The sequence below is a fragment of the Hamadaea sp. NPDC050747 genome, from assembly GCF_040654195.1.
GTDB lineage: Bacteria > Actinomycetota > Actinomycetes > Mycobacteriales > Micromonosporaceae > Hamadaea.
This window is the reverse complement of sequence record NZ_JBFAHM010000006.1, coordinates 448,157-472,057: the sequence shown is the minus strand read 5'-3', so window position 1 is coordinate 472,057 and position 23,901 is coordinate 448,157. Positions and strand designations below refer to the sequence as shown.

Here is a 23,901-nt window from a genome sequence, read left to right as displayed (position 1 = left end):
CCGTGGGGGTTGCGGGCGGAGTTGCGCGATGCCGTCCTTGATGGACGGTGCCGGATTTCATCCGGCAGAGACACATTGAAGATTATTGCCGACCATTGGTCAAGAGGTTGGCACGCAGGTATCCAGACCGAGTCGCTGCGCGGCCTTCCCCCATTGGGGGATCGTCGTCTGCGACATCGTGTTCATCGTGGTCATGGTCTGCTGCATCATCTCGGGCGTGGCGTTGCCGATCTGGTACTGCACCAGGAGATCGGCCATCTGCTCGATGCCTCCGGTGAGCTGACCGGTCACCGTCAGGTACGCGTCCAGGTCCGTCCGCGGCAAGTCGTCGGGCACCTTGATCTCCCGAAGGTCGGCGCTGAACCGCCGCAGCGCCTTCGCCAGGTCGCTGAGGGCGTTGCCCGCCTCGGTCATCCCCTGGTCCACCTGACCTGGCGGCGGCAGCGTCGCCATCGCCGCGGCGACCTTGAGCAGTACGCCGTTGATGGAGAACCGGACGTCGGCGAAGTCCCGTTCGCAGGTCGCCAACGCCTTCTGCCGCCATTGCTCGGCGGTGTACTTCTCCGGTAGTGCCCGGTAGCCGAACCAGATCGAGGCCAGCGCGGCGACCAGCGAGATGAACCCGGCGAGGATCTTGACGGCGGTACTGAGCCCTGATTTGCGCGGTGAGGCGTAGGTGGTGGGCGTGTACACGACGGCCGGCGGGGCTTGGCGGATCTGCGGCGCGACGGCAACCTGGGCTTGCGGACTCTGGGGCGCGGCGACCGGCGCTTGGCGGATCTGGGGTGCGGCGACCGGGGTCTGCGGGATCGGTGGTGCCGCGGCCAGCGGGGCTCGCTGCGCCGGGATCCAGAACGTCCAGCCGGCGGGTGCGGGCGGCCACGAGGGGTCCGGCTTCCACCCGGGCGGCGGCGTCCAGCCCGAGGGCGGCACCGGCCAGCCCGGCGGCGCGTTGAATCGCCAGGGTGAGCCGGCGGGCGCGGTCATGCCCAGCCCATCTGCATGCGCCGATGCTAGGACCAGCGGCGTACGCGGGGAGTCGCCGATTCCGGCGGTTCGCGGCTCGACTCGGCGGCGGCGCCCTGCCACCCGGTTCCGGTGTCCCTGACTCCTGGTGGACGGGGCCTGCCGCCTGGCGAGGCGTACCCGGGAAAAAGTCTGGCGCGGGTGTCGTTTCCGGCGGGCGCCGTCCGACGCATGGGTATAAGCACCGTGACACCGAAGGAGCATTGAGATGAGCAAGGTTTACACCGGCGCGAGCATGTCCCTCGACGGCTACATCGCCGGTCCGGGCGAGAGCGGCTTCGATCACCTCTTCGAGTGGTACTTCAACGGGGACGTCGAGGTGCCGACCGCCTCGGACATGACCTTCAAGCTCAGCCGGGCGAGCGCCGACTATCTCACCGCGTACGTGGCGCAGACCGGCTCACTTGTCGTGGGCCGCCGGTTGTTCGACCTGGTCAAGGGCTGGGGTGGGCGTCATCCGCTGGACCGGACGGTCGTCGTCCTCACCCACAGCGTCCCCGAGGGCTGGGCGCCGGCCGACGAGAACTTCGTCTTCGTCACCGAAGGCATCGAGGCCGCGGTGGCCAAGGCGGCCGAGATCGCGGGGGACCGCGTGGTCGGGGTCAACGGCGGGACCATCGCGCGCCAATGCCTGGACGCCGGGCTGCTCGACGAGGTCTGGGTCGACCTGGTCCCGGTCCTGCTGGGCAGTGGTACGCCGTTCTTCGAGCACCTCGGGACGGCTCCGGTGCTGCTCGACGGTCCAGTGTCGATCGTTCCCGGCGACCGGGTCACGCACCTGCGGTACCAGGTCCGCAAGTGACTCGCCGGCCACGGTTCGCGAGGCGCATCCGGCCAGATTTCATGATCATGGTCATCTCCATGTCGCGATGGCAACGCAGAATTGACCATGATCATGGTCCGCCGTGATGAGCGGAGGTTTCGCGGGGCCATAGCCCACAAGTCCTCCGTTGATCATGGTCCGCCGCGATCAACGGAAGCCCACCACCGCAGCGTGCTGGGCGAAGAGGAGCGGCCCGCGAGGAAGAACCTCGCGGGCCGCTCCGATGGGGTTGAGGAATCAGCCGGTGATGGTGACGAACGGCCGCGCGAGCGTGGACGTGCCGTCGGTGAGGGTGACCCGGCCCAGGTACCGCAGGCCGGATGTGAGGCCGCTGCCGGTGACGGTCACCGAGAGCGACTGCCCGGTGGTCACCGCGGTGCTGGCCGGGCTGACCGTGGCGTTGCCCGTCGCGGTCGTGCCGAGCAGGAAGACGTGACCCTTGATCGTGGTGAGCGTGTCACCGGCGAACAGGTCGTAGTAGACGTCGTAGGTGCCCGGCCCGAGTGTGATGAGCTCTTCGGAGTCACCGTCGGCGGCCTGCCCGGCGACCTTGTTCGTGCCGGCGTTGTACGCGTAGACGTCGATGTCCGTGGTGGCGGAGTAGTCCGCCGCGTACGTGCCGAACCGGCCGATGGAACCGTCGGGCACCGTGACCGTCACCTTCGCCGTACGCGAGGACGCGGCCGGCGCGGTGGAGACGAACGCGGGACCGCTCGTGGTCAGCGGGTAGTTCGTGACCGTCGCCGGAGCGAGGCCGGCCAGCGACGCGGTGAGCGTACCGGTGTAACCGGCCTTCACCGAGATCGCCGCGGAGCCGGTGCCGGTGACCTCGGTCGGCGAGGCGAACGCGACCGGCCGGACCGCGATGGGGCTGCGGACCATGTGGTCGCGGTGACCCGTGGCCTTGTCGTACCAGGTGATCGAGCCGAACGCCCAGGCGCCCAGCGCGGCCGAGGTCCGGGTCAGCGTCACCTTGTAGGTGGCCGACTGCCCGGCGTCGACCTTCAGCACCGACGGGCTCACCGAGACGGTGAATCCGGCCGGGGCGACGACGGTCGGCGTGTACTTCGAGTCGCGGTCGGTGATGTTGGTGACCGTACGCGTGATCGTCTGCGAGCCGACGAGGTCGCCGACCGAGATCGACGGGTAGTTCATGTCGCTGGCGTCGATCACCGGCAGGGTGCTGCAGTCCACGCCGACGCTGGCCGCCTGGCCGATGGCGCACGCGTACGCCAGCCAGTCCACCGGGCCTGAGTCGTAGACCAGGCCGGGGTTGAACGCCGCACCGGGCTGAACGTGCCCGGAGCCGTAGTTCAGCGGGTTGGCGACGGTGCCGTCGGACGCCTTGATCGGGTTGCCGAAGTTGGTCGTCTGCCCGGCGGTGGTCATGAGCGCCGACTTGATCGTCATCGGGTCCCAGTCGGGGTGCGCGCTCTTGAGGAGCGCGGCCAGACCGGCGATGTGCGGGCTCGACATCGAGGTGCCGGATTCGGCGTTGAAGTTGTTGCCGTCCTTGGCCGGCGAGATCGCCGCGATGACGTCGACGCCGGGTGCGGTGATGTCCGGCTTGAGCAGGTCACCGCCGCCCGCGAGGGACGGTCCGGCGGAGGAGAAGCCCGCCATCATCGGCGCCTCGACCGGAGTGGTGTCGGTCTCGGTGAGCGACGCGGTCGCGCCCGGCGTCGCCGCGTACGCCTTGACGGCGTCACCGCCCGAGGCGGCTTCGAGGTGCACCGTCGGAACGGAGTGGAAGTCGCCGACCAGTCCGGTGGTGCCCGCCGGGTTGGCCAGCACCATGCCGACACCGCCGGCGTCCTTGACCACCTGGCTCTTCTCGACCCGGGCGTTGGTGCCCCGGGTGCAGAGGACGATCTTCCCGGCCGCCTGGGCCGGGTCGATCGATCCGGGCATGCAGAGCGTGGCGTCGGCGACGGTCCGCCCGGCGGCCGGGATGGCAGCCGAGTCGACCAGCGGCGACGTCGGGACCGCGCCGGGCACGACGCCGACGCCGGTGTAGCGGGCGCCGTTGCCGAGGACGACCGTCTTCTGGTTGCCCCGTGGGTGGGTGCTGGCGGCGACGGTGGCGACCCACGGCGCGATGTGCGCGACCGTGCTCGCACCCGGGCCGTTGTTGCCCGCCGAGGCGGCGACGAACACGCCGGCCGCAGCCGCGTTGAAGAACGCGACCTCGGTCGGGTAGAAGAGCGCAGTCGTCGAGCCCGAGATCGAGAAGTTGATGACGTCGACACCGTCGGTCACGGCCGCGTTGATCGCCGCGACGAGGTCGGAGACGGCGCCGCTCGCCTCGGAGGCCGAGCCCGGCGGGTTCTCCCAGAGCGCCTTGTACGCCGCGACGCGAGCCGCCGGGGCCATGCCGCTGATCGAGCCGACCGCCGCTCCGTTGATGCTGGCCGGGACGTTGTTGTTACCAGCCGACGTGGACGCGGTGTGCGAGCCGTGGCCGTCGTAGTCGCGCGGGGACCAGAACTCGACCGGCTGGATCGAGCTCTGCCCGGCGCCCCGGAAGAATCGTGCGCCGATCAGCTTGTTGTTGCAGGTCACGGGAGCGCCCGTGGTGCCGGCGTCGCAGGTGCCGTGCCACTTCGAGGCAATCGTCGCCGCGTCCGGCCGAGGCTCGGGCAGCGCCGCGAACGCCGGGTTCTCCGGCCAGATGCCGGTGTCGATGACGCCGACGATGACGCCCTCGCCCGCGTTGGCGACTCCGCCGAACTGCTTCTGCCATACGCCGTCGTCACCGGTGAGGCCGAGGAAGCTCGGTGTGGTGACGGTGTCGACCTGGACGGTCTCGTTCGCCCACAACCCGGTCACGCCCGGGGTCTTGGTGAGGCGAGCGGCCTCGGCCTTGGTCAGCTGGGCCGTGAAGCCGTTGAAAACGGTCTGGTAGTCGTACCCCTTGCGGGACGTGCTGATCCCGGCGGTGCGCAGCGTCGCGTCGTGGTCGCTCGTCAGCCGCTGGGCGTACGCCTTCGCCTCGGGGGAGTGGGCGTCGACCTTCTTGCCCTTGCCCGGCTTGGTCGCCTTGTAGCCGGTCCGGTCACCGGCGTAGGTGGCGATCGGCTGGCCGGCCGTCTGGACGATGTACGTGGCGGTGTCGGCGGCGCCGCCCGGGGCCGCGGTGGCGCTGCCGTTCAGAATGACCGTCAAACCGGCCATCGTGACCACGGCGAGCGCGCCCACGGCGAGCCGGTGGGCCGCCTGGCGCTGGAGATTCACGGGGGTATACCTCCTGAGAGTCGCGGCCCCTCACTCCCATGTGGTGGGCCGCCGCTCGTTGACGCTAACGCCGTGATCACCTATGGCGACCTGCTCGAACGGCTGCCCACGTGACGCGGCCACCACAGCGCAAGCCTGATCCGTGACACGGGCGCGACAGTCCTGTCGCCCGAACGACTGATCAATCGGGCTGTGGCGCATCGATGGAAAGTCGATCAGGGACCTACGGAGTCGATCAGGATCCGGCGGACGCGGCACGCCGGTCGATCACGACCGTAAGTTCATGATCGCGCGGCGAGCAGTTCACCGGAAAGCGCACCCACCCAGGATGCGCAAGACCTATATATTCCGCACAATCAATGCATCCGTGTGTCGCGCCCCTGCCGGAGACCCCCGCCCGGCCGCGTACGCGGACAGGCAGGAGAACCCTCGTGCGCAGAACCCTTCAGACCGCGCTGAGTGTGGCGGTCGCCCTCGTCCTCGTGGTCGTGGCCGCGCCACCCGCGAACGCCACCCCGCCCAACATCCCGTCGTACTCCACCGCGGTCAGCCGGCTCGCGGCGCTGACCGTGGCCGCCGAGTCCCACCAGTCCACCTACGATCGGGATCTGTTCCCGCACTGGATTACGATCACCGGCTCCTGCAACACTCGGGAGCAGGTGCTCAAGCGGGACGGCACCGGTGTCGTCGTCAACAGCAGCTGCTACCCGACCGCGGGCTCCTGGTACAGCCCCTACGACGGCGCGACCTGGACCGATCCGGCCGACATCGACATCGACCACATGGTGCCGCTGGCGGAGGCGTGGCGGTCCGGCGCGTGGGCCTGGACGACGGCCCAGCGCCAGACCTACGCCAACGATCTCGGCGGTCCCGAGCTGTGGGCGGTCACCGACAATGTGAACCAGGCGAAGGGCGACCAGGACCCGGCGCACTGGAAGCCGTCGCTCACCTCGTTCTGGTGCACCTACGTCCGGGCGTGGATCCAGGTGAAGTGGTACTACAACCTCACCGTCGACAGCACCGAGAAGTCCGCTCTGAGCACGATGCTGACCTACTGCTGAGCACCGGTCGCCCGGTGGTGCGCGAGGAGATCGGCGTACCACCGGGCGCTGTCCTTCAGCACCCGCCGCTGGGTCGCGTAGTCCACGTGGACGAGGCCGAACCGCTTGCCGTAGCCCAGCGTCCACTCGAAGTTGTCGAGCAGCGACCAGACGAAGTAGCCCCGCAGGTCTACGCCCGCCGCCATCGCCTCGGTCAACGCGGAAATGTGCCGCTGGAGGTATGAGGTCCGCTCGGCGTCCTGGACCCGGCCGTCGGCCGGCTCGTCGGCGTAGGCGGCGCCGTTCTCCGTCACCACGATCGGCACGTCGTACTCGCGGGTGACGCGGACGAGCATCTCCGTGAGCCCGCTCGGGTCGACGGTCCAGTCCATCGCGGTCACCGGCCCCGGCGGCTTGTGGAACGCCACCCGCTCCGCGCTGGGGAACGGCCAGGGCCCGGTGACCGGCTCGGCGGCGGCTCCGACGAGGTCGGGCTGGTAGTAGTTCACGCCCAGCAGGTCGATCGGCGTACCGATCACCTTCAGGTCGTCGTCCCGCACGAACCGCCAGTCCGTCACGGCCGCGGTGTCGTCCAGCACATCCAAGGGGTACGCACACCGCAGTACCGGGTCGGTGAAGACGCGATTGAGCAACCCGTCGATCCGGCGTGCCGCATCGAGATCCGCTGGATCGCCGGACACCGCACGGACGGCCCCCTGGTTGAGCGCTATAGAGATCCGGGAGTCGGGAGCGGCTCCGCGAATCGCCTGGGTGGCCAGACCATGACCGAGCAGCAGGTGGTGCACGGCGGCGAAGGCAGCCGCGCCGTCGGCCCGCCCAGGGGCGTGCGCGCCCGAGCCGTAGCCCAGGAACGCCGAGCACCAGGGTTCGTTGAGCGTGCACCACAGGCCGACGCGGTCGCCGAGACGGTTCGCGACGACCTCGGCGTACTCGGCGAACCGGTACGCGGTGTCCCGCTCGAGCCAGCCGCCGCGATCCTCCAGCGCCTGCGGCAGGTCCCAGTGGTAGAGGGTGGCGACGGGCATGATCCCGCGCTCGCACAACGCGTCGACGAGGCGGTCGTAGAAGGCGAGCCCGGCCTCGGTCACCGGGCCGATCCCGTCCGCCACGACGCGCGGCCAGGACACCGAGAACCGGTACGCGGTCAGCCCGATCTCGGCCATGAGCGCGACGTCGCCGGCGTACCGGTGGTAGTGCTCGGCGGCTCGTTCGCCGGTGTGCCCGTTCGCGACGATGCCGGGCCGGGCGCAGAAGGTGTCCCAGATGGACGGAGTACGCCCGTCGTCGGCGACGGCCCCTTCGATCTGGTACGCAGCCGTGGCGGCCCCCCACCAGAAGCCGGCCGGGAATTGCTCCGCCAGTCCGGCCAGAGATGCCGGAGAGCGCTCTCCATTCATGAAGCAGAGGATTCCGCCTGATCCGGTGCCTTGTCAAGACATCGATGCTTGACAAGGGCGAAACATGAGCGTACGAACGGAGAGCGCTCTCCAACTCCGGCTGCCCCCGTCCTTGGCAGGTGATCGCCCATGAACCTCCGCATACCCCTCGTGTCCCTCGCGGCGGCAGCGTTAGCCGCCGCGCTCACGGTCCTCCCGTTGTCCGCCAGCGCGGCGGATCCGTTGCTCTCCCAAGGCAAACCGGTCCTCGCCTCGTCCTCGGAAGGGGCCGGCACCCCCGCCGAGGCCGCCGTCGACGGCAACGCCGGCACGCGGTGGTCGAGCCTGTTCGCCGATCCGCAGTGGCTCCGCGTCGACCTCGGCGCCCCCGCGACGATCAGTCAGGTCGTCCTGCGGTGGGAGGCGGCGTACGCGTCGGCGTATCAGATCCAGACGTCGGCCGACGGCACGAATTGGCAGACGATCTACTCCACCACCACGAACACGGGCGGGACGCAGACGCTGAGCCTCACCGGCTCCGGCCGCTACGTCCGGGTCTACGCCACCGCCCGCGCGACCGGGTACGGCGTCTCGCTGTGGGAGTTCCAGGTGTACGGCACGCTCGGCGCGTCCACCTGCGACACGGCGACGAACCGGGCACTGAACCAGCCCGCGACCGCCTCCTCGGCGGAGAACGCGGCCAACCCGGCGACGGCGGCCGTCGACGGCAACACCGGTACGCGATGGTCGAGTCTGTTCGCCGATCCGCAATGGCTCCGGGTCGACCTCGGCAGCACCCAGTCGATCTGCCGCGTGGTGGTGCAGTGGGAGGCGGCGTACGCGTCGGCGTATCAGATCCAGACGTCGGCCGACGGCAGCACGAACTGGCAGACGATCTACTCCACGACCGCCGGCAGCGGCGGTACGCAGACTCTCGACGTCTCCGGATCGGGCCGTTACCTCCGGGTCTACGGCACCGCCCGGGCGACCGGCTACGGCTACTCGATCTGGGAACTCCAGATCTTCACCGGCTCCGGCGGCACGACCAGTCCGAGCCCGAGCCCGAGCCCGAGCCCGAGCCCGAGCGGGAATTGGACCACCGTGTGGAGCGACGACTTCACCGGCGCGGCCAACTCCTCGCCGAGTTCGGCGAACTGGCTGCTCCGCACCGGCACGCAGTACCCCGGCGGCGCGGCGAACTGGGGGACCGGCGAAGTCGAGACCGCCAGCGCCTCGACGGCGAACGTCTACCTCGACGGCACCGGGAAGCTGAACGTCAAGGCGATCCGCGACGGGTCGGGCAACTGGACCTCGGGACGGCTGGAGACGCAGCGGACCGACTTCGCGGCCAACCCGGGCGAACTCGTCCGCTTCGCCGCCGTCATCCAGCAGCCCAACGTCGCCAACGCGCTCGGCTACTGGCCGGCCTTCCGGGCGACCGGGGCGGCGTACCGGGGGAACTTCACCAACTGGCCCGGCGTCGGGGAGACCGACATCATGGCCGGGGTCAACGGGCGCAGCCAGCTCGCCCAGACGCTGCACTGCGGCACCGCACCGGACGGCGTCTGCGGTGAGTACACCGGGCGCAGCAGCGGACTGGCGACCTGCGCCGGCTGCCAGACCGGCCTGCACGAGTACGCCCAGGTCGTCGACCGGACGAAGACCGACGAGGAGATCCGGTTCTACCTCGACGGCGTGCAGACCTGGGTGGTCAAGGAGAGCCAGGTCGGCGTGGCCGCCTGGGACGCCGCCGTCCACCACGGGTTCTACCTCCGGCTGGAGCTGCCGATCGGCGGCGCGTGGCCGAGCGCGGTCGCCGGGCGTACGGTGCCGACCCCGGACACGACGTCGGGCGGCGTCATGGTCGTCGACTCGGTGACCGTGCAGAAGCAGACCGGCGCGACCGCTCCGGCGATGACCGACCCGCCGATCCCCGCCGGGCCGAGCGTCGTCAAAGTCGTTGGTACGCAAGGCAACTGGCAATTGCAGGTGAACGGAACGCCGTGGGAGGTACGCGGGCTGACCTACGGGCCGCCCCAGAGTGCCGCCGACGGCTACGTCCGGGATCTCCAGGCGGCCGGGGTGAACACGGTGCGTACCTGGGGAGTGGACGACGCGAACACGCCGACACTGCTGACCACGGCGGCCCGACATGGTCTGAAAGTCGTCGTCGGGCACTGGCTGAACCAGGGCGCGGATTACGTCAACGACGCGACCTACAAGGCGACCACGAAGGCGGAGATCGTCAACCGCGTCAACGCCTTGAAGAACAATCCCGGCGTCCTGCTGTGGGACGTCGGCAACGAGGTGATCCTGACCATGCAGGATCACGGCCTCCCGGCGGCCGAGGTCGAAGCGCGGCGCGTCGCGTACGCCCAGTTCGTGAACGAGGTCGCGGTCGCGATCCATGCCGCGGACCCGAACCACCCCGTGACCTCGACCGACGCCTGGACCGGCGCGTGGCCCTACTACAAGCAGTACGCCCCGGCGCTGGACCTGCTCGCGGTGAACTCGTACGGCGCGATCGGCGGCGTGAAGCAGGCCTGGATCGACGGCAATTACACCAAGCCGTACATCATCACCGAGGGCGGCCCGGCGGGCGAGTGGGAGGTGCCCAACGACGTGAACGGCGTCCCGACCGAGCCCTCCGACCTGCAGAAACGAGACGGATACGCGGCCAGCTGGGCCGCCGTCAAGTCCCATCCGGGCGTGGCGCTCGGCGCGACCGAGTTCCACTACGGACTGGAGAACGACTTCGGCGGCGTCTGGCTCAACACCTATCCCGGCGGCTGGCATCGGCTCGGCTTCTACGCCCTGCAGAAGGCTTACACCGGGACGACGGCGGCGAACACGCCACCGGAGATCACCTCGATGACGGTGTCGAACCAGACCGCCGTCCCGGCGGGCGGCACGTTCACCGTGAACGTGTCCGCGAGCGATCCGCAAGGTGATGCCATCCGGTACAACCTCATGGCGAGCGACAAGCACATCACCGGCGGGACCGGCTTCAGCAACCTCCGGTTCACCCAGACCGGCAACGGCCAGTTCACCGTCACCGCGCCGGAGACGCTGGGCGTCTGGAAGATCTACGTGTACGCCTTCGACGGCCACGGCAACGTCGGGATCGAGCAGCGCTCGGTCAAGGTGGTGCCGCCGACGATTCCTGGGACGAACGTGGCGCGCGGCAAGACCGCGACCGCCTCGTCGTACCAGCCGACCGGCACCAACGGGCCGCAGCTGCCGTCGTACGCGGTCGACGGGAACTGGACGACGCGGTGGGCCTCCGAATGGGTGGCGACGGCGTGGTTCCAGGTCGACCTGGGTGCGGTCACCGCGGTCAACCACGTCGAGCTGGCCTGGGAATCGGCGTACGCCAAGGCGTACCAGGTGCAGGTGTCCACCGACGGCAGCACGTGGACCACGGTGTACTCGACCAGTGGCGGCGACGGCGGGTTCGACGAGATCGCGCTGAACGGGTCTTCACCCACAGTTTCAGCTCGCTACGTCCGGGTCAACGGCACCGAACGGGCCACCACATACGGCTACTCCCTGTGGGAGTTCGGCGTCTACAAGCCGTGACTCCCGTACGCGGGGCGCTCCTGCCCGAGCGCCCCGCGCTTTCATGATCATTGCGTCAGCCATGCTGTTTCCGCGGGCATTTTGCCCGATTCAACAGCATGGCTGACGCAATGATCATGCGGCGGACGAAATGGAGAGCGCTCTCCCCTCGTGCTATAAAGGCCGCATGGCCTTGGGAGAGCCCACGGGGAGGCGCGCCCCGACGCTGGAGGACGTCGCGAAGGTGGCGGGCGTGTCCCGGGCCACCGTCTCGCGCGTCGTCAACAACACCCGCAACGTCGATCCGGCGCTGCACACGGTCGTCTGGGACGCCGTGGCCGCCACGGGCTATGTCCCCAACCGGGCGGCCCGATCGCTGGTGACGCGGCGGACGGATGTCGTCGCCTTGGTGGTCTCCGAGGCGGAGAACCGGGCCTCCGACGATCCGTTCTACAGCCGGTTCCTCGGCGACCCCTTCTTCGGCCGGGTGCTCGGCGGCGCGCTCAGTGTCCTCGCTCCGTTGGGCGTACACGTGCCGTTGACGCTGGTGGGCTCGGCGGCCGCCCGCCGGAAGCTGATCGCCGATCTGCGCGGCGGCCAGCTCGACGGCGCGCTGGTCATCTCGCTGCATCCGCAGGATCCGCTGCCCCGCCAGCTCGCCGAGGCCAAGGCACCGGCTGTCCTGTTCGGACGGCCGTCCACCCCGACCGCCATCGACTACGTGGACGTCGACCAGGCCGGCGCGGCCAAACTCGCCGCCGAGCACCTGTTGAGCCGCGGCTGCAAGCGTGTCGTGTCCGTGGCCGGGTCGCTCGACATGCCGGCCGGCCACGACCGGCTGACCGCGTTCCGGGCCGCGCTGGCCGACCACGGGATCACCGACGTGCCCGCCGAAGAGGGCGGGTTCACCCAGGAGGGCGGCGAGCAGGCCATGCTGCGCCTGCTCAAGAAACATCCCAAACTCGACGGGGTGTACGCGGCCAGCGACGTGATGGCGCAGGGAGCCGTGCACGTGCTGCGCGAGGCGGGCAAACGCGTACCGGAGGACGTGGCCGTCGTCGGCTTCGACGACAGCAGTGCGGCGTCGTCCTGCCGTCCGCCGCTGACGACCGTACGCCAGCCGGTGGAGGACATGACGGCGGAGATGGCCCGGATGCTCATGTTCCACCTGGAGCACCCCGCCGCGCGGACGACGTCGGTCGTCTTCGAGCCCACGCTCGTGGTGCGCCAGTCCGCCTGACGGTCGCGCTTTCCGCGCTGGATCAGCGTTCCCGGTCGAATCTTCGGTCAAGATACGACGCGAAACCCTGATCCAGCTCCCACACCCGCCCCTTGACACGGCCGCGCAACGGAAGCATGCTCGCTCGGAGAGCGCTCTCCGACTCACTCCCGAAGGAGCCGCATGCGGTCGTTCCTCTATCGGCTGGACGTCAAGGGCTCGCCCTACCTGTACGTCGCGCCGTTCTTCCTGATCTTCGCGAGCTTCGGGCTGTTTCCCTTGGCGTACACCGGATGGGTGTCGCTGCACGAGTGGAATCTGCTCGAGGACAGCCACCCGTGGATCGGCCTCGCGAACTACACCACGCTGTTCACCGACTCCAGCTTCTGGAACGCACTGCGCAACACGGCCCAGATCTGGGTCCTGTCGACCGTCCCGCAGCTCGTCGCGGCACTGTTCCTCGCCAACACGCTCAACCAGCGGCTGCGCGCGCCCACGTTCTGGCGGCTGACCGCGCTGCTGCCGAACATCACCTCGGTCGCCGCCGTGGCGCTCATCTTCAGCCAGGTCTTCGGCAAGGAGTACGGCCTGGTGAACTGGGTGCTGAGCCTGTTCGGCGCGGGGCACATCGACTGGCAGGCCGGCACCGCCTCGTCCCAGGTAGCCATCTCGGTGATGATCATCTGGCGCTGGACCGGCTACAACGCGCTCATCTACCTGGCCGCGATGCAGGCCGTGCCGCGCGACCTCTACCAGGCGGCCGAACTGGACGGCGCGAGCGGCTTCCAGCAGCTCACCCGGATCACCCTGCCCGCGATCCGGCCGACCGTGATCTTCACCGTCATCGTCTCGACCATCGGCGGCATGCAGGTGCTCGCCGAACCCCTGCTCTTCGGCGGCTCCTCGACCACCGGCGGCTCCGACCGCCAGTTCCAGACCCTCGGGCTCTACCTCTACGAGGCCGGCTTCACCCGGTTCGACTTCGGGTACGCCGCCGCCGCGGCCTGGGCCATGTTCGGCGTGATCGTGCTGGCCGCCATCGCCAACTACTTCCTCACCAGCCGTCTGCGGAGGTCCTGATGACGACTTTGACATCCCGGGTTGCCGTCCGGCCGGCGGTGAAAGGTCGCCGCAAGCCTTATCGCGCCGAGCGCCGGCCGGGGAAGCTGGCGTACCTGACGCTGGCCGGGCTGGCCGTCTTCTCCGGCTTCCCGATCTACTGGTCGCTGGTCGTCGCGTCGCAGGACAACTCCGTGCTCGGCGCGGTCCCGCCGCCCTTCGGCATCGGCAGTCACCTCTTCGAGAATCTGGACCGGGCCTTCGGGACGGTCCCTTTCCTGCGAGCGCTGGCCAACTCGTTCATCGTCTCGGGCGCCATCACGGTCAGCGTCGTCCTGTTCTCCACCCTGGCCGGATTCGCCTTCGCCAAGCTGCGCTTCCGGGGCCGCAACGCGATGCTGCTCATGATCGTGGCCACCATGATGGTGCCGACACAGCTCGGCATCATCCCGCTGTACCTGATCATGATCAAGGCCCACCTCGCCGGCACGATGTACGCCGTGATCGCGCCGTCGCTGGTGAGCGCGTTCGGCGTCTTCTTCATGACGCAGTTCCTGCGGGAGGCGGTGCCGACCGAACTCCTCGAAGCGGCCCGCGCCGACGGGTGCTCCACCATCCGGATCTTCTGGCACGTCGTGCTGCCCGCCTCTCGTCCGGCCGCGGCGGTGCTCGGCATGCTGACCTTCATGACGGCGTGGAACGACTTCTTCTGGCCGCTCGTCGTGCTGACCCCGGAGGACCCGACGGTGCAGGTGGCGCTGTCCACGCTGGCCAGCGGCTACGTGCAGGACTACTCGCTGTCGCTGACCGGTACGCTCATCGCCACCGTGCCGCTGCTGGCGCTCTTCGGCATCCTCGGCCGCCACATCATCGGCGGCATCATGCAGGGCGCGGTCAAAGGCTGACCGGCCCCTCCGGACGCCCGAGATCACGGTTCCGGGTCGAATCTTGGGCGATGATTCGACCCGGAACCCTGATCCAGCGCTGGCCGGGGGCACGGCACCGCTGGCAGGTTCGTGGATCTTGGCGGTGAAACGTGCTCTTAACAGGGCGGCGATAGCGTCGAAGGGCCCGGCCGATCATGGCTTTCGGCGTACCACTGGAAAGGACGCAGCGTGACCACCGTGGAGATCGTGGAGACCGACGAGGGCGATCCTCGCGTGGCGCCGCTCGTGCGCGAGTTGCGCGCGGAGCTGGACGCGCGATATCCCGAGGAGATCGAGTTCGATCACCCGCGGGTCAAGGCGCGGGCGCGGTTCCTGCTCGCGCTGGTGGACGGCCACGCGGCCGGATGTTGCGCGTTGCAGGCGCTCGGCGACGGTGACTCGGAGTTGAAGCGGATGTACGTGCGGCCGGGCAACCGTGGTCTCGGGATCGGCAAGCGGCTGATGGGTGCGGCCGAGGAGCTGGCTCTCGCAAGTGGACTGACGAGCATGCGCCTGGAGACGGGACCGCGCCAGCCGGAGGCGATCGCCGTCTACGAACGCGCGGGGTTCACCCGCATTCCGAACTACCCGCCCTACGACCAGTGGGAGTTGAGCCTCTGCTACGCCAAGGCGCTCAGCTCACCCGGGCTGACCAGTCCGCTCTCGTAACCGAGGACGACCAGCTGGGCCCGGTCGCGGGCGGCGAGTTTGGCCAGCAGGCGGCTCACGTAGGTCCGGGCCGTCGCGGCGCTGATGTGCAGGCGCGTGGCCAGCTCGGTGTTGGACCGGCCCAGGGCGATCTCACGGAGCACATCGCGTTCGCGGTCCGTCAGCGTGCTGAGCAACTCGGGCCGGGTGCGCACGCTCGTGTAGCTCGCGATGACCTTGCGCGTCACGGCGGGGGAGAGCAGCGCCTCGCCTGCCGCCACCACGCGGATCGCGTGGCGAAGATCGCCCGGCCGGATGTCCTTCAGCAGGTAACCGGCCGCCCCGTGGCGCAGCGCCGCCGCGATGTGCTCGTCCTCGTCGAAGGTCGTGAGCACCAGGACCCGGACTCCGCGCAGCTCAGGGTCCGCGACGATGCGCCGGGTCGCCTCCAGCCCGTCGACCCCGGGCATCCGGATGTCCATCAAGGCCACGTCGGGCCGCTCGCTTCGGACGAGCGAGACCGCGTCACTTCCGGTCGCCGCCTCGCCCACGACCGCGATGTCTCCCTCACTTTCAGCAAGGGTACGCAGACCGGCGCGGACGAGTTCCTGATCGTCGACGATCACTATCCGGATCACGCCAGCCTCACCGGGAGGGTGGCGGTGACGGTGAATCCGGCCGGCGTTCCGTTCCCGGCCGTCAGGCTTCCGCCGAGGAGCCGGGCGCGTTCGCTCATGCCCCGCAGGCCGTGCCCGGTCTTCGCCACCGGCCCGCCGTGCCCGTCGTCGCTGACCTCCAGCCGGAGGATGTGCTCTTCCCGACGTAGCGCGATGCGGACGTTCTGGGCTTGTGCGTGGCGGATCACGTTGGTCAGCGCCTCCTGGACGATCCGGTACGCCGCCGCGTCGATGGCCGGGGAGATCCGGCCGAGTCCCATGTCCACATGCGAGCGTACGGTGAGGCCGGTCGCCTCGGCCGACGCGATCAGGCCGTCGAGGTCTCGCAGCGAGACCATTGTTTTCGGCGGGTCGTCGGTACGCAGCAGTTTCACCGTGCTCCGCAGTTCTCGCATCGTCTGCTCCCCGGTGTCCCGGACGAGTGCGACGGCCTTCGCGGCGACCGTCGTGTCACCCCGCACGATCGCCTCGGCGGCTACGTTCGTCTGCAATGCGATCACCGACATCGTGTGGCCGACCGAGTCGTGCAGGTCCCGGGCGATGACCTCCCGTTGCGCCTGCAGGCGGCCTTCGGCCTCCCGGGTCAGCCGCTCCTGCTCGTCGCGGCGGATCACGCGACGGGAGCGTACGCCGTCGCCGAGCGCGATGGCGGCGGCCAGGAGCGCCACGTTGGAGATCAGCTCGTAGCCGAGCAGGTACGCAGCCGGCTCCCCGCCGCGGAACCGGAAGAACCACGACACGCTCACCACCACGATCGCGGTGACGACGGCCGGCCGCACGAGCCCCAGCTCGGCTGCCGAATAGAGGGCGGCCACCACCGGGACGGCGACGCCGATCGCCGGGTAGCCCATCGTGTAGTACGCGAACAGCCCCAGCGTCGTCACGGCGAGCACGACCCGGGGCGTACGCCGCCGGACCAGCATCAGCGCGCCGAAGCCCAGGGCGAAGGCGTACGCCGTGACGCCGGATGCCGTTCCCGGGGACGACTGGCCGGCCCGGTCGGTCGCGATGATCAGCGCGATCGCCAGCGTGACGAAGACGCCGAACAGCACGTCGATCACCCAGGGCGCGACCCCTCGATCGTCCCGCTCGTCCGGCCGGCTCTCCATGGTCTCGATGCTAGGCGGGTTCTGACCTGCCGAACGTCGCCTGCCGACGACTTCCGGGGTCAACCGGTGACGACCCTTAAGGGCCGTGTTTTCGAGTCCCGGTACGCGATCGTGGTCCGATGCCGGGCGAGGCGCCGATTCCTAGCGTTGGCCGCATGGAAGACGTCAAGCAGTTCTCCGATGGCCTCCGGCGGCTGCCGTGGCCGCTGATCCTGGGGCTGGGCGGGCTCGCCCTCGTGCACCCACTGATCAGCGTGACCGGGCTCGCCGACATCTTCGGCGACGCCGTCACACACTTGTCCGTCCTCGCCGCGATCTCGGTGATCTGGATCGCCGTCGTGGGCCTGAGTCGGGTGGAGCGACCGGTGCTGACGCTGACGGCGGCCGGCGCGGCGTACGGGGTGATCGAGCTGGCCATCGGCGGTGTCGTCGGGGTCTTCGCCGACGACCCGTCGACCGGGCTCGACTTGTCGCTCCTCGGCTTCGCCCTCATCCCGGTGCTGCTCACGAACGGGATCTGGGGCGCGTTCACCGGGCTGATCGCGTTGCTCGTCCAGCGGCTGCGAGGTGTGCGATGACTGCCCTCTCCCGGCGCGCTTTGCTGACGGCCGGTTCCCTCGCCGCGGCCGGATTGGCCGGATGCGACGGGATCATCGCCTCCGGCGGCGCAAATAACAGCGCCCAGGGCAGTGCGGGCAGTCTCCTGAAGAGCAAGCTCGACCTGCCGGGCCGGTTCCAGGCGCCCCTGCCGATCCCGCCCGTCCTCAAGCCGGTACGCACCGACGGCACGACGGACTACTACGAGATCACCCAGAAGGTGGCACAGGCCGAGATCCTGCCGGGCGTGTCCACGACGGTGTGGGGCTACAACGGGATCTTCCCTGGACCCACCGTGGTCTCCCAGGCCGGACGGCGTACCGTCGTGACCCATCGCAACGAGCTGCCGGTGCCGGTCTCGGTGCATCTGCACGGCGGCAAGGTCGCGCCGGAGCACGACGGCTACCCGACGGATTTGATCATGGGCACCGGCCCGCACTCCGGCCACAGCGGACGCATGACGACCGGTCCCCGGGACTACGTCTACGGGCTGGACCAGCCCGCCGCCACTCTGTGGTACCACGACCACCGCATGGACTTCACCGGACCACAGGTCTACCGGGGCCTGGCCGGATTCCACCTGATCCGGGACGACCTGGAGGAGTCGCTGGGGCTGCCTGACGGCGACCGCGACATCCCGCTGATGATCACCGACCGGGCGTTCGAGGCCGACGGCGGCTTCCGCTACCCGTCGGTCGACCCGTCGCTGGCGAATACGCCCGGCGTCACCAGCGACTACGTCAGCGGCGTCCTGGGGGACTGCATCCTGGTGAACGGCGCCCCTTGGCCGGTGCTGGAGGTGGCGGCCGCCCGCTACCGCTTCCGCATCCTCAACGCCTCCAACGCGCGGCGCTACGAACTCAGCCTCGACGAGGGCGCGACCTTCGTCCAGATCGGCAGCGACCTCGGCCTCCTCGAACGGCCGGTTCGGCGCAAGACGATCGAGATCGCCCAAGCCGAACGGTACGACGTGATCGTGGACTTCTCCGGTTTCCCGCCCGGCCGGCAGATCACCATGCGCAACGGCCATGGCCGGGGCGGCACCGCCGACGTGATGCGGTTCGTCGTCACGCGTACGGCGTCGGACGACAGCCGCATCCCTGACAAGCTCGCCGCCCGGGAGCAGCTCTCCCCGGACCAGGCCGTCGCCGAGCGGCAGATCGTCTTCGCCCGGGGCGGTGGCGAGAAAAACGGCATGACACTGTGGACGGTCAACGGCAAACCGTTCACCGAGGACTACATCGTCGCCCGCCCGAAGCTCGGCACCGTCGAGAAATGGACCGTCCGGGCGCTGAACGTCGAGCACCCCTTCCACATCCACCTCGCCGGATTCCAGATCCTGAACAGTGCGCAACAAGGCTGGAAGGACACCGTCAACCTCGACAACGGCGGCAAGGCCGAGCTGCTGGTGAAGTTCGCCGGATATCGCGGCAAATACGTCCTCCACTGCCATAACCTCGAGCACGAGGACATGATGATGATGGCCAACTTCGAAGTCGTCTAGGCGCTGGGGCCGGCCGTGATCAACGGGGTGGGGAGGGCGAGGCGGGCGGCGGCGAGGGCCGGGTCGCCGGCGACGGAGTGTGAGACCGAACGCCGTGTCAGGGCGCGCGTGAGAGCGGCGGAGACCGGCGTACGCCCGGTGAGGAGGCCGCCGGCGAGGACCACCGGTCCGTCCGGCGGCCCGAGGTCGTCGAGCGTACGGAGCAACTCGGTGGCCGCGGAGTCTACAAGGGACTGGGCAAGAGGGTCGCCGGCAAGAGCGTGCGAACACACGACGGGGGCGAGGGCGGCGTACTGGTCGGGGGTGGTGCGGTTGCCCCAGGCGAGCAGTTCGTCGACGGTTTCCGCGCCCGCGTGCGACGCGACGGCTGCTGCGAACGGCGTGTCCGGCCAGTGAACGGCGATGCTGCGTACGGCGGATAGGCCGAGCCACACCCCGGAGCCCCGGTCGCCGAGGAGCCAGCCCAAGCCGTCCGCCGTCGCGGTGACCTGCCGATCGCGTACGCGGGCCGCGATCGCCCCCGTGCCCGCGATCAGCACGACGCCGTGGTCTGAGGTGGTGCCCGCCGCGAACGCCGTGACCGCGTCGGCGTACGCCGAGAAGGAACAGGCGAGGCCGAGGCGAATCAGCGACCCGGAGTAGTCGCCGAGCCGGAGGCCGGTGATCCCCGCGACGCCCAGCCCGACCGCGACGACGCGGGAGACGTCGTGCCCGGCCAGCGCGGCCCCGACCGCCTGCTCGAACGCGACCGGGGCAGAAGGATGACGCAGCGGGTTGCCGGGACCGGCCTGGCCCCGGCCCAGGACGACACCATCCACCGTGGCCACCACGGCGCGGGTGCCGGTGCCGCCGGCGTCGACTCCCACCATCAGCGCGTTCACGCAGGTCATCGAAGCACGCGAAAACAACTATTGACAAGACCTAGTCGCGATCGTAATTTTCATCGCACCGACAGGAACGTGAAAAAGGTGAAGACAATGACGGTGGTGAGCGGCGGCCTGATGGAGCGCCTGAAGACGGAGGGGCCCGGCCTGCCCGACGCGCTGGCCCGCATCGCCGAGCAGATCCTCGCCGATCCGCAGGCGGCGGCCCATGCGTCCATCGTGGACCTGGCCGAGCGGGCCGGCACCTCGACGGCAACCGTCACCCGGTTCAGCCGCATGTTCGGCTTCCGGGGCTACGCCAATCTCCGGGTCGCCGTCGCTACCGAGACGGGCCGGGCCGAGCAGGCCCGCTGGGAGACCGACATCAGCGGCGACATCACCCCGGGCGATTCGCTCGACCGGGCGCTGAACGTCATCGCCACCGCCGACACGCGGGCGATCCAGTCGACCGCGGCCGGTCTGGACCTCGCGGCGGTGGACGAGGTGGCGACCGCGATCGCGGCGGCCTCCCGCGTCGAGATCTTCGGCCTGGGCAGCAGCGGCACGGCCGGTCAGGAGATGGCGTTCCGGCTGGAGCGCATCCGCATCCCGGTCTGGTACCGGCCGGACACCCACCGCGCGCTCACCAACGCCGCCCTGCTCGGCCCCGGGGACGTCGCCGTCGGGTTGTCCCACTCCGGGCGTACGCGGGAGGTCATCGAGGCGCTCGCCGAAGCCGGGGACCATGGTGCGACCACCGTCGCCGTCACCTCGTTCGGCCGGTCGCCGCTGGCCGAGGTCGCCGACGTCGTCCTGACCACCTCGGTCCACGAGACGACCTTCCGGCTGGCCGCTCTGTCGGCGCTGCATTCCCAGCTCGTCGTGCTGGATCTCATCTACGTCGCGGTCGCGCAGAAGACGTTCGACCGCACGGCCGAAGCGCTGGAGGTCACCGTCCGCGCCGTCGACGCCCATCGGCTGCCCGAAACCCCGAAGCGGACGAAGAAAGGCCCTACCACGTGACTATCAGCAGCGCTGACTATCTCAGCGTCATCCGGGAGGCGATCGATCGAGTCGGCACCGGCCAGCCCGCTCGGCTGGCGGCGGCGGCCGGATTGCTGGCCGACTGCGTCCGCAAGGGCGGGGTGATCCAGGCCTTCGGCTGCGGGCACTCCGAGGCGCTGGCGATGGAGATCGCCGGCCGTGCCGGGGGACTGGTCCCCACGAATCGGATCGCCCTGCGCGACCTCGTCCACTACGGCGGCGAACCGGCCACGATCCTGGCCGATCCGGGGCTCGAACGCGATCACACGATCGCCCAGCGACTCTACGACTTGGCCCCGGTCGGGCCGGACGACGCGTTCGTCCTCGCCAGCAACTCCGGGGTCAACGGCTCGGTGGTCGAACTGGCCCGGGTCGTCAAGGCGGCCGGGCATCCGCTGATCGCCATCACCTCGCTGGCCCACAGCTCCGGCGTCGACTCCAGGCATCCCTCCGGCGAGAAGCTGCTCGACCTCGCCGACGTCGTCCTCGACAACGGCGCACCCTACGGCGACGCCGCGCTGCCCCTGCCCGGGGGCGGCAGCGTGGGCGCCGTCTCCTCGATCACGGCGGCGCTGCTGGCGCAACAGCTCGTCGCCGACGTAGTCGCCCGGCTGCTCGACGCCGGGATCACCCCGCCGGTCTACCTGTCCGACAACGTGCCCGGCGGGCGCGAACACAACGCTCAGACAGAGGCGCGGTACGCCGGGCGCATCCGGCGTACCGCTTAGGAGAAAGAGAACCGCTGCGATGGTTCAGATCCCCACAACGAAGTATGGCACTCCACGCCGGGCCGTCCTCGGGGCGGCACTGGCCGGCGTCGCCGCACCGGCCCTGGCCGGGTGCGTGACCTCGGGCGGCGACTCCGGCAACGGCTCCGCCACCGGGGCGAAGACGGCCGAGAATCCGCTGGGCGTCGTCCCCGACGCACCCTTGGAGGTGGTCGTCTTCAAGGGCGGCTACGGCGACGACTACGCGAAGAACGCCGAGGCCCAGTACGCCCAGAAGTATCCGAAGGCGAAGATCGATCACAAGGGCATCCAGCGCGTGGGCGAGGCGCTGCAGCCCCGCTTCGTCGCCGACACCCCGCCGGACGTGGTCGACAACAGCGGCGCGGGCCGTCTCGACCTGCCCACCCTGGCCGCCGCGGGCAAGCTGTCCGACCTGACCGAGCTGCTCGACGCGCCCGCCTGGGACGTCGCCGGGGCGAAGGTCCGCGACACCCTGCTCCCGGGGGTGATCGAGGACGGCACGCTCGCCGGAAAAGTGGTCACGCTCAATCTGACCTACACGGTGTGGGGGCTGTGGTACTCGCGTCCCCTGTTCGATCAGCACGGATGGGCGTACCCGAAAAACTGGACCGAGATGCTGGCGCTGTGCGACCAGATCAAGCGCGCGGGCATCGCGCCCTGGACCTACCAGGGCAAGTATCCCGAATACCTGAACGACCCGCTGCTGACGATGGCCGCCAAGACGGGCGGAACCGATCTGCTGAAGGCGGTCGACAACCTGGAGCCGAACGCCTGGAAGAGCGACGCGCTGATCGGCGCGGCGAGCGCGATCGCGGAGCTGGCCGGTAAGGGCTACATCATGGCCGGGTCGGAGGCGTTGTCGCACACCGAGTCGCAGGCCGCGTGGTGCCAGGGCAAGGCCGCGTTCATCCCGTGCGGCTCGTGGCTGGAGAGCGAGCAGAAGGGCGTGGCGCCGGCGAACTTCGGCATGGTGATGGGCGCGGTGCCCGCGCTGACCGCGGGCGACAAGATGGCCGGGACCGCGGTCCAGGCCGCGAGCAGCGAGTCCTACCTCGTCCCGGCCAAGGCGAAGAACTCCGCCGGCGGCCTCGAGTACCTGCGCATCCTCTTCTCCAAGGCGTCCGCGAAGGCGTTCGCCGAGGCCAACGCCACGCTGCCCGCGATCGCCGGGGCCACCGACGGGCTCACCCTCACGTCGGGGCTTTCGTCGGTACGCGACGCGGTGACCGCCGCGGGCAAGGAGGCGTTCAGCTTCGGCTTCCGATCCTGGTACGCGCCTCTGGCGAAGGCGGTCGACGACGCGACCGGCGAGCTGGCGAACAAGCGGATCACGCCGCAGGCGTGGGCGGAGCGCATCCAGAAGGCGGCCGACGCGGTGGCCAAGGACTCCAGCGTCACGAAGTACCAGCGCTGATGCGTCACGGGAAGCTCCGGTTCGTCGCCGGCGCCTTGGCTCCGGCGCTGGTGCTGCACGCCTTGTTCGTGCTGTCGCCGTACGCGCAGGCGTTCTACCTGTCGCTGACTGACTGGACGGGCGTCGCGGGCGGCGCGCACTTCGTCGGGCTGGGCAACTACGCCCGGCTCGGCGGGGACGCGCTGTTCCTCGACGCCCTGCGCAACACCGCCGTGATGCTGATCGTCGTTCCCACCGTGACCATCGCGATCGGGCTGTTCCTGGCCAGCGTGCTGCATCTCGGCGGGCGGCGGGGCCTCGACGGCGTCCGGGGAAGCTCCTTCTACAAGGTGGTCTACTTCTTCCCGCAATTGCTGTCGCTGGCCATCGTCGCGGTGCTGTGGCAGTTCGTCTACAACCCGACGAACGGGCTGCTCAACGGCAGTCTGCGCGGGCTGGGTCTCGGTGGGCTGGCCCGCAGCTGGCTCGCCGAGCCGCACCTGGCGCTGGCCGCCGTGATGGCGGTGATCGTCTGGTCGTCGGTCGGCTTCTACATGGTGCTGTTCAGCGCGGCGATGGACGCCATACCGCGCGAGCTCTACGAGGCGGCGCTCATCGACGGTGCGGGCGCCTGGGCGACCTTCCGCAAGGTGACGATGCCCCTGGTACGCGACAACGTCCGGGTCGCGTTCGTCTACTTGGGAATCGCAGCGCTCGACGGCTTCGCGATCGTGCAGATCATGACGGTCGGCCCCGGCGGGCCGGACGGCGCGACCGAGGTCATCGGGCTCAGCCTGTATCGCAACGCCTTCACCTACGGGAAGTTCGGCTACGCCTCCGCGATGGGGGTCACGTTGTTCTTCCTCACCCTGGCCGTCGCCCTGCTCGCCCTGCGGGGACGGCGTACCGACCGGTTGGAGGTCGCGTGAGTCTCTGTCTCCGGTATGCGGCCGCCTGTTCGCGCTGGGTCGCCGCTTGTTCGCGCTGGATCAGGGTTGGGGGGGGGGTTTTGGTGGGTGTATTGGCCCCGCGACC

General features: G+C 69.7%; 19 protein-coding genes. 13 read left to right on the top strand and 6 right to left on the bottom strand.

Translation table 11 applies throughout. The features are described from left to right. Positions 1-99: 99 nt before the first annotated feature. Positions 100-987 carry a hypothetical protein gene (locus tag AB0H43_RS17150; protein WP_360000310.1) on the bottom strand — a complete coding sequence of 296 codons (888 nt, stop codon included), beginning with the start codon at positions 985-987 and terminating at the stop codon, positions 100-102. 247 nt (positions 988-1,234) lie between these two features. On the opposite strand from AB0H43_RS17150, the gene AB0H43_RS17145 reads away from it, so the two are divergent. Next, positions 1,235-1,828, top strand: a complete 594-nt coding sequence (locus tag AB0H43_RS17145; RefSeq protein ID WP_360000309.1) for a dihydrofolate reductase family protein — start codon at positions 1,235-1,237, stop codon at positions 1,826-1,828. A 258-nt stretch (positions 1,829-2,086) separates the two neighbouring features. On the opposite strand, the gene AB0H43_RS17140 is transcribed toward AB0H43_RS17145, so the two are convergent. Then, on the bottom strand, positions 2,087-5,083 hold the full coding sequence (locus AB0H43_RS17140) for a S8 family peptidase (protein ID WP_360000308.1): 2,997 nt from the start codon (positions 5,081-5,083) through the stop codon (positions 2,087-2,089). Positions 5,084-5,514: 431 nt separating this feature from the next. On the opposite strand from AB0H43_RS17140, the gene AB0H43_RS17135 reads away from it, so the two are divergent. Beyond that, a complete protein-coding gene (locus AB0H43_RS17135; protein ID WP_360000307.1) occupies positions 5,515-6,144 on the top strand; it encodes an HNH endonuclease family protein in 630 nt (209 codons plus the stop codon). On the opposite strand, the gene AB0H43_RS17130 is transcribed toward AB0H43_RS17135, so the two are convergent. Continuing rightward, positions 6,135-7,541 carry a GH1 family beta-glucosidase gene (locus tag AB0H43_RS17130; protein WP_360000306.1) on the bottom strand — a complete coding sequence of 469 codons (1,407 nt, stop codon included), beginning with the start codon at positions 7,539-7,541 and terminating at the stop codon, positions 6,135-6,137. The two genes, AB0H43_RS17135 and AB0H43_RS17130, sit on opposite strands and share 10 nt — an antisense overlap. A gap of 129 nt (positions 7,542-7,670) precedes the next feature. Between AB0H43_RS17130 and AB0H43_RS17125 the strand changes: the two genes are divergently transcribed. The 5 genes from AB0H43_RS17125 (at position 7,671) to AB0H43_RS17105 (ending at position 14,951) form a co-directional block, all read left to right on the top strand. After that, positions 7,671-11,099 carry a discoidin domain-containing protein gene (locus AB0H43_RS17125; RefSeq protein ID WP_360000305.1) on the top strand — a complete coding sequence of 1,143 codons (3,429 nt, stop codon included), beginning with the start codon at positions 7,671-7,673 and terminating at the stop codon, positions 11,097-11,099. 166 nt (positions 11,100-11,265) lie between these two features. Further along, complete coding sequence (locus tag AB0H43_RS17120) at positions 11,266-12,318, top strand: LacI family DNA-binding transcriptional regulator (protein WP_360000304.1); 1,053 nt, start codon at positions 11,266-11,268, stop codon at positions 12,316-12,318. Between the two features lie 162 nt (positions 12,319-12,480). Beyond that, the gene (locus tag AB0H43_RS17115) at positions 12,481-13,377 is read left to right on the top strand and encodes a sugar ABC transporter permease (protein ID WP_360000303.1); all 897 of its coding nucleotides are present in this window, start codon (positions 12,481-12,483) and stop codon (positions 13,375-13,377) included. After that, on the top strand, positions 13,377-14,261 hold the full coding sequence (locus AB0H43_RS17110; RefSeq protein ID WP_360000302.1) for a carbohydrate ABC transporter permease: 885 nt from the start codon (positions 13,377-13,379) through the stop codon (positions 14,259-14,261). The genes AB0H43_RS17115 and AB0H43_RS17110 overlap by 1 nt, the downstream gene beginning before the upstream one ends. Positions 14,262-14,471: 210 nt before the next feature. Beyond that, the gene (locus AB0H43_RS17105) at positions 14,472-14,951 is read left to right on the top strand and encodes a GNAT family N-acetyltransferase (RefSeq protein ID WP_360000301.1); all 480 of its coding nucleotides are present in this window, start codon (positions 14,472-14,474) and stop codon (positions 14,949-14,951) included. Here the strand turns inward: AB0H43_RS17105 and AB0H43_RS17100 are convergent. Both AB0H43_RS17100 and AB0H43_RS17095 read right to left on the bottom strand, forming a co-directional pair. Then, positions 14,903-15,568, bottom strand: coding sequence for a response regulator transcription factor (locus AB0H43_RS17100; protein ID WP_360000300.1), 666 nt, complete (start codon positions 15,566-15,568; stop codon positions 14,903-14,905). The two genes, AB0H43_RS17105 and AB0H43_RS17100, sit on opposite strands and share 49 nt — an antisense overlap. Then, positions 15,565-16,716 (bottom strand): sensor histidine kinase, encoded by a 1,152-nt coding sequence (locus AB0H43_RS17095; RefSeq protein WP_360000299.1) that lies wholly within the window; start codon positions 16,714-16,716, stop codon positions 15,565-15,567. Before AB0H43_RS17095 ends, AB0H43_RS17100 begins: the two co-directional genes overlap by 4 nt. A gap of 155 nt (positions 16,717-16,871) precedes the next feature. Between AB0H43_RS17095 and AB0H43_RS17090 the strand changes: the two genes are divergently transcribed. Further along, positions 16,872-17,294 (top strand): hypothetical protein, encoded by a 423-nt coding sequence (locus AB0H43_RS17090; protein ID WP_360000298.1) that lies wholly within the window; start codon positions 16,872-16,874, stop codon positions 17,292-17,294. Further along, positions 17,291-18,817 (top strand): multicopper oxidase domain-containing protein, encoded by a 1,527-nt coding sequence (locus AB0H43_RS17085; protein ID WP_360000297.1) that lies wholly within the window; start codon positions 17,291-17,293, stop codon positions 18,815-18,817. The genes AB0H43_RS17090 and AB0H43_RS17085 overlap by 4 nt, the downstream gene beginning before the upstream one ends. Here the strand turns inward: AB0H43_RS17085 and AB0H43_RS17080 are convergent. Continuing rightward, positions 18,814-19,698 carry a BadF/BadG/BcrA/BcrD ATPase family protein gene (locus tag AB0H43_RS17080; RefSeq protein ID WP_360000296.1) on the bottom strand — a complete coding sequence of 295 codons (885 nt, stop codon included), beginning with the start codon at positions 19,696-19,698 and terminating at the stop codon, positions 18,814-18,816. The two genes, AB0H43_RS17085 and AB0H43_RS17080, sit on opposite strands and share 4 nt — an antisense overlap. Before the next feature lie 120 nt (positions 19,699-19,818). On the opposite strand from AB0H43_RS17080, the gene AB0H43_RS17075 reads away from it, so the two are divergent. From AB0H43_RS17075 to AB0H43_RS17060, 4 genes are read left to right on the top strand one after another with little or no spacing between them, the layout of a single operon-like run. Further along, positions 19,819-20,703 carry a MurR/RpiR family transcriptional regulator gene (locus AB0H43_RS17075; protein ID WP_360000369.1) on the top strand — a complete coding sequence of 295 codons (885 nt, stop codon included), beginning with the start codon at positions 19,819-19,821 and terminating at the stop codon, positions 20,701-20,703. After that, positions 20,700-21,452, top strand: coding sequence for an SIS domain-containing protein (locus AB0H43_RS17070; RefSeq protein WP_360000295.1), 753 nt, complete (start codon positions 20,700-20,702; stop codon positions 21,450-21,452). The genes AB0H43_RS17075 and AB0H43_RS17070 overlap by 4 nt, the downstream gene beginning before the upstream one ends. A gap of 19 nt (positions 21,453-21,471) precedes the next feature. Further along, positions 21,472-22,887, top strand: a complete 1,416-nt coding sequence (gene ngcE / locus AB0H43_RS17065; RefSeq protein ID WP_360000294.1) for an N-acetylglucosamine/diacetylchitobiose ABC transporter substrate-binding protein — start codon at positions 21,472-21,474, stop codon at positions 22,885-22,887. Beyond that, positions 22,887-23,795 carry a sugar ABC transporter permease gene (locus AB0H43_RS17060; protein ID WP_360000293.1) on the top strand — a complete coding sequence of 303 codons (909 nt, stop codon included), beginning with the start codon at positions 22,887-22,889 and terminating at the stop codon, positions 23,793-23,795. Before ngcE ends, AB0H43_RS17060 begins: the two co-directional genes overlap by 1 nt. Positions 23,796-23,901 lie beyond the last annotated feature (106 nt).